General features: G+C 70.9%; 18 protein-coding genes. 9 read left to right on the top strand and 9 right to left on the bottom strand.

Features of this window, described 5'->3' with window-relative positions; translation table 11 throughout:
- Window positions 1-45: 45 nt before the first annotated feature.
- From DRB96_RS46315 to clpS, 5 genes are all read right to left on the bottom strand, one after another.
- Window positions 46-153, bottom strand: coding sequence for a putative leader peptide (locus DRB96_RS46315; RefSeq protein WP_310941867.1), 108 nt, complete (start codon window positions 151-153; stop codon window positions 46-48).
- A gap of 110 nt (window positions 154-263) precedes the next feature.
- Window positions 264-686 carry a M67 family metallopeptidase gene (locus DRB96_RS21095; protein ID WP_112449859.1) on the bottom strand — a complete coding sequence of 141 codons (423 nt, stop codon included), beginning with the start codon at window positions 684-686 and terminating at the stop codon, window positions 264-266.
- Between the two features lie 170 nt (window positions 687-856).
- Complete coding sequence (locus DRB96_RS21090; protein WP_112449858.1) at window positions 857-2,281, bottom strand: amino acid permease; 1,425 nt, start codon at window positions 2,279-2,281, stop codon at window positions 857-859.
- Window positions 2,282-2,601: 320 nt separating this feature from the next.
- Window positions 2,602-3,204 carry a DUF2017 domain-containing protein gene (locus tag DRB96_RS21085; protein WP_112449857.1) on the bottom strand — a complete coding sequence of 201 codons (603 nt, stop codon included), beginning with the start codon at window positions 3,202-3,204 and terminating at the stop codon, window positions 2,602-2,604.
- Window positions 3,204-3,518: an ATP-dependent Clp protease adapter ClpS gene (clpS, locus tag DRB96_RS21080; protein WP_112449856.1), complete on the bottom strand. Its 315-nt coding sequence runs from the start codon at window positions 3,516-3,518 to the stop codon at window positions 3,204-3,206. The genes DRB96_RS21085 and clpS overlap by 1 nt, the downstream gene beginning before the upstream one ends.
- Window positions 3,519-3,599: 81 nt before the next feature.
- Here clpS and DRB96_RS21075 point away from each other — a divergent pair, with 81 nt between their 5' ends.
- From DRB96_RS21075 to DRB96_RS21065, 3 genes are all read left to right on the top strand, one after another.
- A complete protein-coding gene (locus DRB96_RS21075; RefSeq protein ID WP_112449855.1) occupies window positions 3,600-4,928 on the top strand; it encodes a nicotinate phosphoribosyltransferase in 1,329 nt (442 codons plus the stop codon).
- Between the two features lie 118 nt (window positions 4,929-5,046).
- Window positions 5,047-5,646, top strand: coding sequence for an isochorismatase family protein (locus DRB96_RS21070; protein ID WP_112449854.1), 600 nt, complete (start codon window positions 5,047-5,049; stop codon window positions 5,644-5,646).
- 146 nt (window positions 5,647-5,792) lie between these two features.
- Window positions 5,793-6,161 (top strand): hypothetical protein, encoded by a 369-nt coding sequence (locus DRB96_RS21065; RefSeq protein ID WP_112449853.1) that lies wholly within the window; start codon window positions 5,793-5,795, stop codon window positions 6,159-6,161.
- Between the two features lie 46 nt (window positions 6,162-6,207).
- Here the strand turns inward: DRB96_RS21065 and DRB96_RS21060 are convergent, their stop codons facing one another.
- Both DRB96_RS21060 and DRB96_RS21055 read right to left on the bottom strand, forming a co-directional pair.
- A complete protein-coding gene (locus tag DRB96_RS21060; RefSeq protein ID WP_112449852.1) occupies window positions 6,208-6,537 on the bottom strand; it encodes a hypothetical protein in 330 nt (109 codons plus the stop codon).
- Window positions 6,538-6,648: 111 nt separating this feature from the next.
- Window positions 6,649-9,000 carry an immune inhibitor A domain-containing protein gene (locus DRB96_RS21055; RefSeq protein WP_112453604.1) on the bottom strand — a complete coding sequence of 784 codons (2,352 nt, stop codon included), beginning with the start codon at window positions 8,998-9,000 and terminating at the stop codon, window positions 6,649-6,651.
- Between the two features lie 337 nt (window positions 9,001-9,337).
- On the opposite strand from DRB96_RS21055, the gene DRB96_RS44750 reads away from it, so the two are divergent.
- The 4 genes from DRB96_RS44750 to DRB96_RS21035 are packed head-to-tail and all read left to right on the top strand — an operon-like array spanning window position 9,338 to window position 11,392.
- Complete coding sequence (locus DRB96_RS44750; protein WP_239517750.1) at window positions 9,338-9,913, top strand: hypothetical protein; 576 nt, start codon at window positions 9,338-9,340, stop codon at window positions 9,911-9,913.
- On the top strand, window positions 9,913-10,356 hold the full coding sequence (locus tag DRB96_RS21045) for a roadblock/LC7 domain-containing protein (RefSeq protein WP_112449851.1): 444 nt from the start codon (window positions 9,913-9,915) through the stop codon (window positions 10,354-10,356). The genes DRB96_RS44750 and DRB96_RS21045 overlap by 1 nt, the downstream gene beginning before the upstream one ends.
- Before the next feature lie 17 nt (window positions 10,357-10,373).
- Window positions 10,374-10,754: a DUF742 domain-containing protein gene (locus DRB96_RS21040; protein WP_112449850.1), complete on the top strand. Its 381-nt coding sequence runs from the start codon at window positions 10,374-10,376 to the stop codon at window positions 10,752-10,754.
- Entirely contained in the window at window positions 10,754-11,392 is a 639-nt protein-coding gene (locus tag DRB96_RS21035; RefSeq protein WP_112449849.1) for an ATP/GTP-binding protein, read from the top strand. Before DRB96_RS21040 ends, DRB96_RS21035 begins: the two co-directional genes overlap by 1 nt.
- 50 nt (window positions 11,393-11,442) lie before the next feature.
- On the opposite strand, the gene DRB96_RS21030 is transcribed toward DRB96_RS21035, so the two are convergent.
- Window positions 11,443-11,880 (bottom strand): PPOX class F420-dependent oxidoreductase, encoded by a 438-nt coding sequence (locus DRB96_RS21030; RefSeq protein ID WP_112449848.1) that lies wholly within the window; start codon window positions 11,878-11,880, stop codon window positions 11,443-11,445.
- 106 nt (window positions 11,881-11,986) lie between these two features.
- Here DRB96_RS21030 and DRB96_RS21025 point away from each other — a divergent pair, with 106 nt between their 5' ends.
- Together DRB96_RS21025 and DRB96_RS43110 are read left to right on the top strand one after the other, a co-directional pair.
- Window positions 11,987-12,385, top strand: a complete 399-nt coding sequence (locus DRB96_RS21025; protein WP_112449847.1) for a roadblock/LC7 domain-containing protein — start codon at window positions 11,987-11,989, stop codon at window positions 12,383-12,385.
- Window positions 12,386-12,482: 97 nt separating this feature from the next.
- Window positions 12,483-13,391 (top strand): DUF6397 family protein, encoded by a 909-nt coding sequence (locus tag DRB96_RS43110; protein ID WP_162688676.1) that lies wholly within the window; start codon window positions 12,483-12,485, stop codon window positions 13,389-13,391.
- On the opposite strand, the gene DRB96_RS21015 is transcribed toward DRB96_RS43110, so the two are convergent.
- The gene (locus tag DRB96_RS21015; RefSeq protein ID WP_112449846.1) at window positions 13,355-13,756 is read right to left on the bottom strand and encodes a YchJ family metal-binding protein; all 402 of its coding nucleotides are present in this window, start codon (window positions 13,754-13,756) and stop codon (window positions 13,355-13,357) included. The genes DRB96_RS43110 and DRB96_RS21015 overlap by 37 nt on opposite strands.
- Window positions 13,757-13,781: the final 25 nt, after the last annotated feature.

Genomic DNA, 13,781 nt, shown 5'->3' with positions numbered 1-13,781 from the left:
AGGCGGGCGTGGGCGCGCGCGGCCCCTCGGGGGGCCGGCGGGGGCTCAGGCCGCGGGACAGATGGCGCTGGCGAGGCGGCACAGGTCGACGTGCAGCCGCGCCACAAGCAGCAGCCTGCCGGGCGTCTCGATGCTCACGTCGTGGGGAACCATGCGGTCATGTTAACGATTCCCGGTCCCCGGTTTGGAGTGTGATCTCACATCGTGGACGAATACCGCTCACATACTGGGCGGTAGGCCCAGTCAAGTCCTCAGGTGGGCCCTCAGTAGGCCTCGACGACCTGCACTTCTTCCTCGGTGATCACGCCTTCGACGATCCGGTACGACCGGAACTGGAACTCCCCGAGGCCGTCCGCGTCGGCCGTGGAGACCAGCACGTAGTGCGCGCCGGGCTCGTTCGCGTACGTGACGTCCGTGCGCGAGGGGTAGGCCTCGGTCGCGGTGTGCGAGTGGTAGACGATGACGGGCTCCTCGTCCCGGTCGTCCAGGTCGCGGTAGAGCTTGAGCAGGTCCTTCGAGTCGAACTCGTAGAACGTGGGCGAGCGGGCCGCGTTCAGCATCGGCACGAACCGCTCGGGGCGGCCGGTGCCCTCCGGGCCGGCCACCACGCCGCAGGCCTCGTCGGGGTGGTCCTGGCGGGCGTGCGCGACGATCTGGTCGTACAGGGCCTGGGTGAGGGTCAGCATGAGCGACAGGATAAACAGACGGGCCCGCCCGTACCGAGGAGTGGTACGGGCGGGCCCACATCTTGGACGGGCACCGCCTGGACACGGGCCCCCGCTCCGGGGGCCCGCGGCGGCGGAGCCGCGTGGTTCCCGGCCGCGGCAGGCGGCCGGGAACCACGGTTCGAGGGGCCTTACGAGGCCTTGGTGAAGGCCGCGGAGCGCGGGTCGCGGGACTTCATCACGAGGTAGGACACGCCCAGCAGCAGACCCCACAGCGGGGCGCAGTAGAGCGAGACCCGGGCGTCCTTGTCGATGCCCATCATCACGATGACCATGCCGATGAAGGCCAGGGCGAAGTAGCTCGTGTACGGGGCGCCGGGGGCGCGGAAGGGGGACTTCGGCAGGTCCCCGCGGTCGGAGGCGGCCCGGTAGCGGATCTGGCAGACGAGGATCATGATCCAGGCCCACATGCCGGAGATGGTGGCGAAGGAGACCACGTAGTCGAAGGCCTTGCCGGGGGCGACGTAGTTGATCCAGACGCCGACCAGCATGAGCGCGGCGGAGAAGCTGGTGCCGACGAGCGGGGTGCCGCTCTTGGTCAGCTTGGTGAAGAACTTCGGGCCCTGGCCGTTGAGCGCGAGGTCGCGCAGCATGCGGCCGGTGGAGTACATGCCGGAGTTGCAGGAGGAGAGGGCCGCGGTCAGCACGACGAAGTTGACGATCGCGGCGCCGACGCCGAGGCCCATCTTCTGGAAGGCGGCGACGAAGGGGCTGACGCCGGGCTGGAACTCGTGCCACGGGACGACCGACAGGATCATGATCAGCGCGCCGACGTAGAAGACGGCGATGCGCCACGGCACGGTGTTGATGGCCTTGGGCAGGGTCTTCTCGGGGTCCTTGGACTCGCCGGCGGTGACGCCGACCAGTTCGACGGCGAGGAAGGCGAACATGACGATCTGCAGGGTCATCAGCGTGCCGCCGATGCCCTTGGGGAAGAAGCCGCCGTCGCTCCACAGGTTGCTGACGGTCGCCGTGTCGGCGGCGTCGGAGAAGCCGATGGTGAGGATGCCGGCGCAGATCAGGATCATGCCGACGATGGCGGTGACCTTGACCATGGAGAACCAGAACTCGAGCTCGCCGAAGAGCTTCACGGAGATCAGGTTGGCGCCGTAGAGGATGACGGTGAAGATCAGCGCGTACGCCCACTGCGGGAAGCTGTCGTGGGTCCAGTACGACATGTACTGCGCGGCGGCGGTGACCTCGGTGATGCCGGTGACCACCCAGAAGAGCCAGTAGGTCCAGCCGGTCACATAGCCCCAGAAGGGGCCGAGGAACTCCCGGGCGTAGTCCGAGAAGGAGCCGGACACCGGGCGGTACATGAGCAGTTCGCCCAGGGCCCGCATGATGAAGAAGATGACCAGGCCGGCGATGGCGTAGGCCAGGATCAGGCTGGGTCCGGCCTTGGAGATGGCCTTGCCGGCGCCCAGGAAGAGGCCGGTGCCGATGGCTCCGCCGATCGCGATCATCTGGATCTGGCGGGCGCCGAGCGCGCGGTGGTACCCCTCGCCGCCCTCGGCCGTGTCGTGCTGCTGCTCGTCGACCTGTACGGAGGTCATGTCTTGGTGCGCCTTTCTCCACGCCGACCCGCGCCTTGACTGGCTGCGGATCGGGTCCTCGATCCCCCCGGATACGGATGGAGTTGCACGCCGGCGGTCAGCCGGTTCAAGCAGGCCGGGGGGCATGGGTGGCGCCCCGTCGGCGGTCGTGAAGATTTATCACGTGCTTACGGGTGGATGAGGGAAGAAAATGTGACGCAGGGCGCAAAAAAATCGGGACAGAGGTCCCGAAAACAAATCAGATCACCACATGGTGGTGATCTGATCGTTATCCGGATTTGAGCGTCCGCTGAGCGAACGATCTGCGCGTTTGAGGGTCCTCAGAGGGTTTCGATGAGGGTCTCCTGGAGGCCGCCGAGCCAGAGGTACGCCATCACCATCGGCTTGCGCGGATCGTCGTCCGGCAGCCGGAAGAGCACGGCGCTCTCGTCGTCCTCGGTGATCTCCAGGCGGGCCGCGATGGTGAGCCTCAGGTCGTTCAGGGCCCCGAGCCAGCGCAGCGGCAGCTCGCCGGTGAGCTCCAGGACGGCCGCCCGGTCGTCCGCCCGGGTGAGCCCGTCGAGGCTGCGCACGACGGCCAGCGCGTCCTCGCGCTTGCGGTCGCGCAGGTCGTTCTCGGTGAAGCGGCGGAACTCGCCCGAGTTCGCGCGCAGCTGCGCCTTGTCGGCGCCGGGCGCGGTGTCCGGGCCGCCGTAGGCGTCGGGGAAGAGCCGGGCGAGGGCCGGGTCGGACGGGGGCTCGGTGGGGCCGTCGGAGCCGGCGAAGAGCGCGGCGAGCGGATCGGCGTCCGGGTCGGGCTCGGGGCTGCCGGGGCCGACGAGCTCCAGCAGCTGCACGGCCAGCGAGCGCAGGATCGAGATCTCGATCTCGTCCAGGGCGATGGCGGCGCCGCCGCCCTCGAGGGCCTCGAACACGCCGCCCATCAGTTGCGGTCCTGGGACATGGTCGCCCAGAGGCCGTAGCCGTGCATGGCCTGCACGTCGCGCTCCATCTCCTCGCGGCTGCCGCTGGAGACGACGGCCCGCCCCTTGTGATGGACGTCCATCATCAGCTTGTTCGCCTTGTCCTTGGAATAGCCGAAGTACGCCTGGAACACGTACGTCACGTAGCTCATGAGGTTGACCGGGTCGTTGTGCACCAGGGTCACCCACGGGACGTCGGGTTCGGGGACCGCGAAGGTCTCTTCGGCCGATTCGGTGCGTTCGATCTCAATGGGAGCAACACTCACTCGTCCCATGCTGCCACTGCGGGGGGCCTGTCGCACAAACGGGCCCCTACATCTCGTCACTTTGACGAGATGTGCGCTAGCATCCGTGACATGAACCCTGCGGACCTGGGCCTGCCGGTGGACGTGCCGTCGACAGCGCTCTTCACGGACCATTACGAGCTCACGATGCTGCAGGCCGCGCTGGCCAGCGGCACCGCCGACCGGCGTTCGGTCTTCGAGGTCTTCACCCGGCGGCTGCCCGAGGGGCGGCGCTACGGCGTGGTCGCGGGAACCGGCCGGGTGCTCGACGCGGTGGAGAACTTCCGCTTCGACGGCGCCGTACTGGAATTCCTGCGCGAGCGCGCCGTCGTCGACGCGCGCACCCTCGACTGGCTGGCCTCGTACCGCTTCTCCGGCGACATCTGGGGCTACCCGGAGGGCGAGGTCTACTTCCCCGGCTCGCCGGTCCTGCGCGTCGAGGGCAGCTTCGCCGAGTGCGTGCTGCTGGAGACCGTGATCCTGTCGATCCTCAACCACGACTCGGCGATCGCCGCGGCGGCCTCCCGGATGTCCTCGGCCGCCGGCGGCCGGCCGCTGATCGAGATGGGCGCGCGGCGCACGCACGAGCTGGCGGCCGTCGCCTCGGCCCGCGCCGCGTACGTCGGCGGCTTCACCTCGACCTCGGACCTGGCGGCCGGCTTCCGGTACGGGATCCCGACGGTCGGCACGAGCGCGCACGCCTTCACCCTGCTGCACGACAGCGAGCGGGACGCCTTCACGGCCCAGGTCGCCTCGCTGGGCGACGGGACCACGCTGCTGGTGGACACCTACGACGTGGCGGAGGCGGTCCGCACGGCCATGGAGGTCGCCGGGACCGGCCTGGGCGCCGTCCGGATCGACTCCGGGGACCTGCTGCTGGTCGCCCACCGGGTGCGCCAGCAGCTGGACGAGCTGGGGGCGACGGCGACGAAGATCGTGGTGACCTCGGACCTGGACGAGTACGCGATCGCCTCGCTGGCGGCCGCCCCGGTGGACGCGTACGGCGTCGGCACGCAGCTGGTGACGGGCAGCGGGCACCCGACGTGCTCGATGGTCTACAAGCTGGTCGCGCGGGCCGCCTCGGCGGACCTGAAGGCCCCGTACGTGTCGGTGGCGAAGAAGTCCTCGGGCGGCAAGACGTCCGTCGGCGGCCGCAAGTGGGCGGCGCGGCGGCTCGACTCCGACGGGATCGCGGAGGCCGAGGTCATCGGGACCGGTCCGGTGCCGGCGGCACTGGCCGACACGCAGCTCCTCGTCCAGCTGGTCAAGGGGGGCGAGGTCGTGGCCCGCGAGTCCCTGGAGGCCGCGCGCGAACGCCACCGCGAGGCCCTGGCGGGCCTCCCCCTCTCGGCCACCCAGCTCTCGCGCGGCGAGGCCGTCATCCCGACGGAGTACGCGTAAGCGCCGCCCCGCCGGACCCAAACGCCGGCGGGGGCTGGATTTGCCCGGGGCAGGGCGGGGGAAGAGCCCCCGCAGGGTCCCCCCGCACCGCCACACACCAAGCCGAAGGGCACCGGACATGCACCGCGCACTGATCGTCGTCGACGTCCAGAACGACTTCTGCGAAGGCGGCAGCCTCGCGGTCGCCGGCGGGGCCGACGTGGCCGCCGCCGTCACCGAGCTCATCGGGCAGGCCACCGCCGGGTACCGGCACGTCGTCGCCACCCGGGACCACCACGTCGACCCCGGGTCCCACTTCGCGCACCCGCCGGCCCAGCCGGACTACGAGACCTCCTGGCCGGTCCACTGCGTCGCCGGGACCGAGGGGGTGGGCTTCCACCCCAACTTCGCGCCCGCCGTCGCCTCGGGGGCCGTCGCCGCCGTCTTCGACAAGGGGGCGTACGAGGCGGCGTACAGCGGCTTCGAGGGGGCGGACGAGAACGGCCTCGGGCTCGCGCAGTGGTTGCGCGACCGGCAGGTCACCGAGGTCGACGTGGTCGGCATCGCCACCGACCACTGCGTCAAGGCCACCGCCCTGGACGCGGCCCGCGCCGGGTTCCGTACGCACGTCCTGCTGGACCTGACGGCCGGCGTGGCCCCGCACACCACGACGCGGGCGCTGGCCGAGCTCCGCGAGGCCGGGGTGGAGCTGTCCGGAACGCCCGTCGTCGGCGGCTGACGCCCCGGGCCGGGCCCGGGCCGTCAGAGGAGCACATCGGACAAGCTGGGGCGGATTTGCGTCAAAGCCGCGAAACCCTCCACATCTGATCACGAGTCCTGGAAACCTGTCGCCGGTCAGCACCTGCGACGAGGAGGCGCTCCGTGATGTTCAGGTTCACCGGGCCGGCGGACGACGGGACCCCGGCCGACCGGCCCTCGCTCCGGGGCCGCGGCACGCTCAGCGTCGCCGCGGCCGACGGGGGCTGGAAGCCGACCTTCGTGTGGTCGGGCGAGGCCCTGCCCGTCCCCGGCCACGGCGGGGAGCTGCCCCTGACCGCGGGGGCGGAGGTCCGCACGCCGGAGGGGACCCCGCTGCTCGAGTTCCGCATGCGCGGGTCCCGGCAGCGGGCCTACCGCTTCGGGCACACCCCCGGGGGCCGGCTCCCGGCGGGCGCCTACACCGTGGAGTGGTGGACCGCCCGCGACGACGACGGCGCACGGGTCGGCGGGAGCTTCGGCTTCGAGCTCGCCTGACGGCGCCGTGCCCGTGCCCACGCCCATGCCCGCGCCCGTCACAGCACTAGCTGCGCCCCAGCAGCGCCCTGATCGGGTGCCACAGCTCCTCCGCCCGGTCGGGCGCGCAGCGCCAGAGCAGGCCGTCGGGGTGGTGCAGGACGGCGGTGATCTCGTCCGGGGTCGGCGGCTGCGCGTTGCCGCGCAGGTAGACGGCGCGCATGCCGAGGTTCCGCAGCCTGGTCAGGGCGCGGGCCCGGTTCGCCGCGTGCACCAGCACGCGGACGTTTCCGCCTTCGGGGGCGCCGTCCGCGGCGCTCCGCTCGGACGGTCTGGGCAGCGTGAGCGCGACGACCACGCTGCCGCCTGGCAATCGGACGAAACCTCCACCGGGCATGTCTTCATCTCCCCCGTCAATAAGAAACTCAGCCCACGCATCTAAACGCGATCGGCCGCCGCCCGCTAGGGGGCGACGGCCGATCATGTTTTGACCTGCGGCTTTACCGAATTACTTAACGGAGGGGCCGACCTCGATCGTCATCTGGAGACCGTCGTAGGGCTCCTTCACGATCTTGATCTTGGTGTTGGTGTCAGTGACCTTCACCGAGCCGGTCGGGTTCTCGTCGTAGTAGTACTTGCCCTTGTGGTCGTCGAAGACCAGGTTCGTGGGCTTCGGCTTGACGAAGAGCGACTCGCCGTTCTTGTGCAGGGTGAACGCGTCCGTGGAGTACGCGCTGAAGGTCGCGTCGTACGGCTGGATCTTGTTCCGCAGCAGCGTGCCGTCCGACCACTTCATCGGCTTGGCGTTGGCGTCGATCGGAAGGATCAGACCGGCGCCCGGGTGCTGGCTGGTGTTGTTGTCCTTCTGGGAGGTGTCCCACTGCCAGATCAGGAGACCGTCCTGGTAGGGGTAGTGCTCGACCCAGTTCGGCTTGGTGTTGGCGAAGCCGAAGTTGTACGGGCCCACCTTGAGGGTGGAGTCGTACGACACGTAGCGGCGGTTCTCGGCCAGGTAGTACTGCGCGTACTCCTTGGTGAAACCGTTGCCGACGCGGGAGAAGCCCTTGCCGGTCCACCCGTTGTCGCCGTTCTCGGCACCGTCGGTGAACAGCGCGGAGCCGTTCGCCGTGATGGTGAGGGCGTCGGCCGTGAAGCCCTTGCCGCCCGCGCCGCCGTCCGTCTGGTAGCGGAAGCGGAGGTCGACCTTCTTGCCGGCGTAGGCGTCCAGCGAGAAGTTCAGGTTCTTCCAGGCACCCGAGACGCCGGTGAGCGACGGGCTGCCGGAGGCGTCGACCGGGAGGTCCACGCCGTCGGCGGTGCCGGCCAGCGGGGTCCAGTTGGCGCCGCCGTCCGTGGAGACCTCGGTGTACAGGAAGTCGTACTCCGCCTCGATGTCCCACCAGCCCTTGAGGGACAGGGCCGCGGAGGACTTGCCGGTCAGGTCGACCGAGCGGGTCAGGGTGTTCTTGAGGTCGTCACCCATGTTGCTCCACCACTGCGAGGAACCCTCGGCGGGAGCGACGATCTCGGTCTTGACCTGCTTCTTCGGCAGCTCGACGAGGAGCGCCTGCTTGTCCTTGGTGTTGTACTCCGCCACGCCCAGCTTGTGGGTGGACTTCGTCGCGGCCTTGGCCACGTCGTAGTTCAGCCAGCCCAGCTGGAACTTGTCCCAGGCGTTCATGTCGCCCGGGAGGTCGCCTATGGAGTCCTTGCCGTTGCCGAGCCAGGAGCCCGCCGACATCAGGGACCAGAAGCCGACCGAGTTCTCGCCGCCACCGGAGGTGTCGTAGAGGTCCGGCAGGCCCAGGTCGTGGCCGTACTCGTGCGCGAAGACGCCGAGGCCGCCGTTCTCGGGCTGCATCGTGTAGTCGCCGACCCAGATGCCCGTGTCGCCGATCTGGGCGCCACCGGCCTTGTTGTTCTCCGGGCCGGTCTTGCCCGCCTGCGTGCCGTAGGCGTACCAGCGGTGCGCCCACAGGGCGTTGGTGCCCTGCACGCCGCCGCCGGCCGACTCGTCCTCGCCCGCGTGGACGATCTGGAAGTGGTCGATGTAGCCGTCGGGCTCGTTGAAGTTGCCGTCGCCGTCGAAGTCGTAGCGGTCCCACTGGTCGTACTGGGACAGCTGCGCCTTGATCTGGGCGTCGGTCTTGCCGGCCTTCTTCTGGCCCTCGGTCCAGGCGGTCACGCCGTCCTTGACCGTGTCCCAGACGTTGGAGCAGTTGCTCTGGCCGCAGTAGTTCGAGCCGTAACGGGCCTCGTTGTACGGGACCTTGACCCAGTCGGCGACCTCGCCGTCGACCGAGTAACGGCCCGAGGAGGTCTTCTCGTAGTAGGTCTTCAGCGAGTTCTTGCCCTTGCCGGTACCGAAGTACAGGTCCTGGAAGTACGCGCGGTTGAAGTCCTTGCGCCAGGCCGTGCTGTTGTTCGTCGCACGGTCGGGCTGGGCGATCTGGTTGTGCATCGGGCCCGGGGTGCCGCCGTACTTGGGCGCGGGCGGCTTGGGGCCGCCCGGGCCGTCCGGGTCGAACATGGTGGTGCTGTCCACCTGGTCGCCGAAGTCGACGAGGATCGTGAAGATCTTGTCGGTCTTCTCGCGGCCGAGCTCGACGTACTTCTTCTCGTCGAGCTTGACGACCTTGGAGGCGCCGCGCTGCTCGACGTCCTTCTTGCCGGACAGCACCTGCTCCAGGGCGGCCTTCTTGGCCTTCGCCTGCTGGTCGCTGAACGGGCCCTTGAGGTCGTGCTCGACCTTCTCCTTGGAAGGAGCGGTCGGGTCCTGGCGGTCGGCGGCCGGAGCACTCGGGCCCGGCTCGGCCTGCGCGAAGGTGTAGGCCGCGCCGGTGGCCGCGGTCGCGGCCATGGTCACACCGACTGCGGCGGCGCGCAGTGCACGCCGCCTGACGGAGTTGCTGGTCACTTGAAGTCGTTCCCCTCCCGCGGCCGCAACGTGGTGCGGAACGTCTCCGGAGGAGTGGGGGGTTCCGTGCGGCGCGCGTCTCAAGTGACGACATTTGACCGGAGAGTCGCGAGAAAAGACAGACCTTGACTTGTTCCTTACAACTGCACTATGCGGTCAGTCAGTTCCGCTATTCGGACGTTCGCGGGCCATAGCGGACGAACGGTACGTCCGGGGCCCCGCCGGCGGACGCCTCAGGAGACCCGGCGGACGCGTTCCGGCCCCCCCCCTGACCCACTCCGTGAGCCACTCCCAGTCCGCGTCCCAGTCCCCGTCCCCGTCCCCGTCCTCGCCCCAGGACGCGGACCGGTACCCGGCCCGGTTCTCGGCCCACCCCCAGACGCAGTCCCCGGCCATGAGCGTCGTACGGGACGACGCGCGCGGGCTCCCGGCCGCGGAGCGCGATCCGGCACGGGAGGAGGAGCCCCGCCCGGCCCCGGTGGCCGCGCTCCGGCCGCGCGGATCCGGCGGCGGGGTCCCCCGTACGCCCGTCCCGGGGGCGGCCTCCGTCTCCGGTACGGCCGCTGTGGGCGGCGCGGTGGGCCCGGCGGGTCCGGCGGGTCCGGCGGGTCCGGCCGGCTCCGTCACCGAACTGCCGCGCCGGGTCCGGCAGGCGAGCCTCGTCCCGCAGCTGCGCGAAGCGCCCGAACCCAAGGCCCCGGCCGGTGTGCGGGGGCCCGGGGACCCGCCCGGGCGCAGCCCCGAACAGGCGCGGGACCGGATGGCGGCGTACCGGGCCGGCTGGGTGCGCGGCACCCGGGCCGGTGCCCACGACAACTCCCCCCACGCAGGCAGTGAAGGCGAAGGAGAACGGTGATGATCGAGCACCAGAGGATCGACCTCGACGGGGTCCGCAGGTCCGGCGAGCTGGACTGGCTGCTGGACGACCTCGTGGTCCGGGTCCGCGAGGTCCGGCACGCGGTGGTCCTGTCCAACGACGGCCTGGCGGTGGGCGCCTCCAGCGCGCTCAGCCGGGAGGACGCCGAACACCTGGCGGCGGTGGCCTCCGGCTTCCACAGCCTGGCCAAGGGCGCGGGCCGGCACTTCCACGCCGGGGGCGTGCGCCAGACGATGGTGGAGATGGACGAGGGATACCTCTTCGTGGCCGCCGCGGGCGACGGCTCCTGTCTGGCCGTGCTCAGCGGGGCGGGAGCCGACATGGGGCTCATCGCGTACGAGATGGCCCGGCTGGTCAAGCGGGTCGGCGAGCACCTGTACACCCCGGCCCGGTTCGCGGCGCGCCCGCCGGCCGCCGGTTGAAGGCGGCGGCCTTGAGCATGAACGGCCAGTGGTACGACGCCGACGCGGGCCCGCTCGTCCGTCCGTACGCCATGACCGGCGGGCGCACGAAGCCGGGACCCCACGGGGTCCGCTTCGACCTGATCGCGCTGGTCGTCGTGGACCCGGCGGGGACGGACGAGGTGTCCGAGTCGCTGCTGGGCCCGGAACACCGGGCGCTGCTCGGCCTGTGCCGCGACGAGACCCAGTCGGTGGCGGAGCTCGCGGCGGACGCGGACCTGCCCGTGGGCGTGGTGCGGGTGCTGCTCGGGGACCTGCTGGAGGCCGGGCACGTCAAGGTCAGCCGGCCGGTGCCGCCGGCGCAGCTGCCGGACGAGCGGATTCTGCGTGAAGTCATCGAGGGATTGCGAGCGCTGTGATGGGACTGCAGGACAACGGGGCGGCGCCGGCCGCCGAGGGCGGAGAGGAACTGGCCGCGCTCGCGCTGAAGATACTCGTGGCGGGCGGCTTCGGCGTGGGCAAGACCACGCTGGTCGGCGCGGTCAGCGAGATCCGGCCGCTGCGGACGGAGGAACTGCTCAGCGAGGCGGGGGAGCTGGTCGACGACACGGGCGGGGTCGACCAGAAGACGACGACGACGGTGGCCATGGACTTCGGGCGGATCACCATCAGGTCCGGGCTGTCGCTGTACCTGTTCGGGACGCCGGGGCAGGACCGCTTCTGGTTCCTGTGGGACGAGTTGTCGCAGGGCGCGCTGGGCGCGGTGGTGCTCGCCGACACGCGGCGGCTGGAGGACTGCTTCCCGGCGGTGGACTACTTCGAACACCGGCGGATCCCCTTCGTGGTGGCCGTGAACTGCTTCACGAGCGCCAGGCGGTACGGGGCCCACGAGGTGTCGCGGGCGCTGGACCTGGATCAGGGGACACCGGTGGTCCTGTGCGACGCGCGGGACAAGGACTCGGGAAAGGAAGTGCTGATCCGGCTCGTGGAGTACGCGGGGCGGGTGCACACGGCGCGGCTGCTGGAATCGGTGGAGCCGCAGGCCGATTCGGTGTGAACCGGCCTGCGGGCGTGGACTCGGACTCGCGCCCGGACTCGGGCGGGGCCTCAGTCCGCGATGTCGGCCGCCGAGATCACCTTGTCGATGCGGACGCGGACGAGGAGTTCGCCGGGCACGGCGTTGCGGCGGCCGAAGGCCTCGGCGCGCTCCTGCCCCATGTAGCGGGAGCCGATCCTGGTCGCCCAGGCGAGGAGCCCGTCGGGGTCGTCCGCGTGGTCGGTGATCTCGGCGCGGCCCTGGAGGACGACGTAGGAGAACGGCGGGCGCTCGTCGTCCACGCAGAGCGAGACGCGGCCGTCACGGGCCAGATTGCGCCCCTTGACGGTGTCCTTCCCGGTGTTGAACAGGAAGGAATCCCCGTCGAGAACGAACCAGATGGGAGCGATGTGGGGGCTTCCGTCCTCGCGGACGGTGGCGAGCTTTCCGGTGCGGGTGGCATGGGAGACGAACTCCCGCCATTCCTCTTGAGTCATCTTCTTCACCATGGGTCCATCCTCCTTGCCGGAAAGCCCCTGGTGGGGAAGGCTGGCGGGACGAGTACGCGGGGTGGGGCGCGGCCGTGTCGGCCGCGTCGACGGGGAGGGACTTGATATGGCGCTGGACAAGCAGCTCGACTGGCTGCTGGACGACTTGACGCGGCGGGTGCAGCAGGTCCGGCACGCCGTGGTGCTCTCCAACGACGGCCTGGTGACGGGCGCGAGCGCGGGGCTGGCACGGGAGGACGCGGAGCACCTGGCGGCTGTCGCGGCGGGCCTGCAGAGCCTGGCGAAGGGCTCGGGACGGCACTTCAGGGCGGGCGAGGTGCGCCAGACGATGGTGGAGTACGACGAGGGGGTCCTCTTCGTCATGGCGGCGGGCGCGGGCAGTTGCCTGTGCGTTCTGAGCGCCGCCGAGGCCGACATCGGTCACGTGGCGTACGAGATGACCCTGCTGGTGAACCGGGTGGGCGAGCACCTGGGTGTCGCGGAACGACGGATCACAGGCGGCTGACCAGGCATTTCGCGGGTTGTCCACAGGCTCCGCGGGATGTCGTCGCGCTCGGTTACGGTCTTCACACACAGTAATCACTTCTGGTGGGGAGAGCGTAATGACGTACATGACGAACACGACGAACATGGCGCACGCGACGCACGCGACGCACGCGACGCACGCGACGCACGCGAAGCACGCGACGCACGCGACGCACGCGAAGCACACGACGCGGGCGGTGCCGGCGGCGCGGGCGGGAGCGGTCGACGGACTGCTGGGCGGTGGGCAGGCCGCGGGGGAACTGGGGCTGGGCCGGGCCGAGTTCGCCCGTGCCGTCCAGCTGGGCATCGTGCGCGCCGGTCCGCCCGGGCCCGGCGGATCCGCGCGCTTCACCAGGACCGAGCTCGACCGGGTCCGGTCGGCCGGGGAATTCCCGCGGGCGCTGCTCGAGCGGGTGGAGACGGTGGCGGGGGCGGAGGCTGCGGCCGCCGCGCTGGGAGTGGGCCCGAGCCGGTTCACCCGGCTCGCGCGCTGTGGGCACATCGCTCCGGTGGGATACCGGATCAACCGCTACCGGGCGGTGGTGTGGCTCTATCTGGCCTCGGAGCTACGGGACTTCGCGGCCCGGGAGCCGGGGATGCTGCGCGGGAGCGCGCCGCCGGCGGACCGGGAGCTGATGGAGGCCGGGACGGATCTCCGCCCGAGGCGCTGGCGCGAGCGGCACGTCGGGCTGCTGCTCGGCCGCACCGCCGACCCCTGGGAGCGGGCGGCCGTGCTGGCCTCGGTGCTCCCGGAGGAGGAGGTCCGGGAGGCCGTGCCCGATCCGGCGGAGCGGATCGTGCTCGCCGCGCTCGCCCCGCCCCCGCCCTACGGGCATCCCCAGGTCCCGGCGGCGGCCGCCGTGGCGTCGCGGCTGCTGTGCGCGGAGCCGCCGGACGAGACCGGCCGGTACCGCACCAGCCTGGACTTCGCCCTGACCGGCGCCCGGGGTCAGTCGAAGTCGACGGGTGAGAGGGGGCCGACGTAGACCCAGGCCCCGTCCACGCGGGAGAAGGCGCTGTGCTCGTGCAGCGAGCCGGTGTGCCGGCCCTCGCGGTAGTGCGCCCGGAACTCCACCGAGCCCTCCGTCTCGAACATCCCGCCGCGCTCGGTCGCCAGGATGTCCAGCCGCTCCCAGCGCTGGCCGGGATCGAGATCGAGAGCGCCCGGCCGGGTCGAAGGGTGCCAGGAGCGCAGGAGATGGGCGGTGTCGCCGACGGCGAAAGCGCTGAACCGGGACCGCATCAGCAGCTCGGCGGTGGGCGCCTGCCGCTCACCGGAGTGGAAGCGGCCGCAGCACTCCGGGTAGGCGGCGGGCAGCCCGCAGGGACAGGGGAGGGCCGGGGTGGGCATGGGTGCACTCAGTTCTTCGGGAACG

Source organism: Streptomyces sp. ICC1, assembly GCF_003287935.1.
GTDB classification, from domain to species: Bacteria; Actinomycetota; Actinomycetes; order Streptomycetales; family Streptomycetaceae; genus Streptomyces; species Streptomyces tritrimontium.
This window is presented reverse-complemented; position numbering and strand designations above follow the sequence as displayed.

Bases quoted from the DNA above. Each gene is read 5' to 3' on its own strand.
- DRB96_RS21065 (WP_112449853.1), top strand. From the start codon at position 5,793: ATGTTCAGGTTCACCGGGCCGGCGGACGACGGGACCCCGGCCGACCGG.
- DRB96_RS21055 (WP_112453604.1), bottom strand. From the start codon at position 9,000: ATGGCCGCGACCGCGGCCACCGGCGCGGCCTACACCTTCGCGCAGGCC.
- DRB96_RS21025 (WP_112449847.1), top strand. From the start codon at position 11,987: ATGGCGCTGGACAAGCAGCTCGACTGGCTGCTGGACGACTTGACGCGG.
- DRB96_RS21040 (WP_112449850.1), top strand. From the start codon at position 10,374: ATGAACGGCCAGTGGTACGACGCCGACGCGGGCCCGCTCGTCCGTCCG.
- DRB96_RS21085 (WP_112449857.1), bottom strand. From the start codon at position 3,204: ATGGGCGGCGTGTTCGAGGCCCTCGAGGGCGGCGGCGCCGCCATCGCC.
- DRB96_RS21035 (WP_112449849.1), top strand. From the start codon at position 10,754: ATGGGACTGCAGGACAACGGGGCGGCGCCGGCCGCCGAGGGCGGAGAG.
- DRB96_RS21015 (WP_112449846.1), bottom strand. From the start codon at position 13,756: ATGCCCACCCCGGCCCTCCCCTGTCCCTGCGGGCTGCCCGCCGCCTAC.
- DRB96_RS43110 (WP_162688676.1), top strand. From the start codon at position 12,483: ATGACGTACATGACGAACACGACGAACATGGCGCACGCGACGCACGCG.
- DRB96_RS21030 (WP_112449848.1), bottom strand. From the start codon at position 11,880: ATGGTGAAGAAGATGACTCAAGAGGAATGGCGGGAGTTCGTCTCCCAT.
- DRB96_RS21060 (WP_112449852.1), bottom strand. From the start codon at position 6,537: ATGCCCGGTGGAGGTTTCGTCCGATTGCCAGGCGGCAGCGTGGTCGTC.
- DRB96_RS21045 (WP_112449851.1), top strand. From the start codon at position 9,913: ATGATCGAGCACCAGAGGATCGACCTCGACGGGGTCCGCAGGTCCGGC.
- DRB96_RS21075 (WP_112449855.1), top strand. From the start codon at position 3,600: ATGAACCCTGCGGACCTGGGCCTGCCGGTGGACGTGCCGTCGACAGCG.
- DRB96_RS21090 (WP_112449858.1), bottom strand. From the start codon at position 2,281: ATGACCTCCGTACAGGTCGACGAGCAGCAGCACGACACGGCCGAGGGC.
- DRB96_RS21070 (WP_112449854.1), top strand. From the start codon at position 5,047: ATGCACCGCGCACTGATCGTCGTCGACGTCCAGAACGACTTCTGCGAA.
- clpS (WP_112449856.1), bottom strand. From the start codon at position 3,518: ATGGGACGAGTGAGTGTTGCTCCCATTGAGATCGAACGCACCGAATCG.
- DRB96_RS46315 (WP_310941867.1), bottom strand. From the start codon at position 153: ATGGTTCCCCACGACGTGAGCATCGAGACGCCCGGCAGGCTGCTGCTT.
- DRB96_RS21095 (WP_112449859.1), bottom strand. From the start codon at position 686: ATGCTGACCCTCACCCAGGCCCTGTACGACCAGATCGTCGCGCACGCC.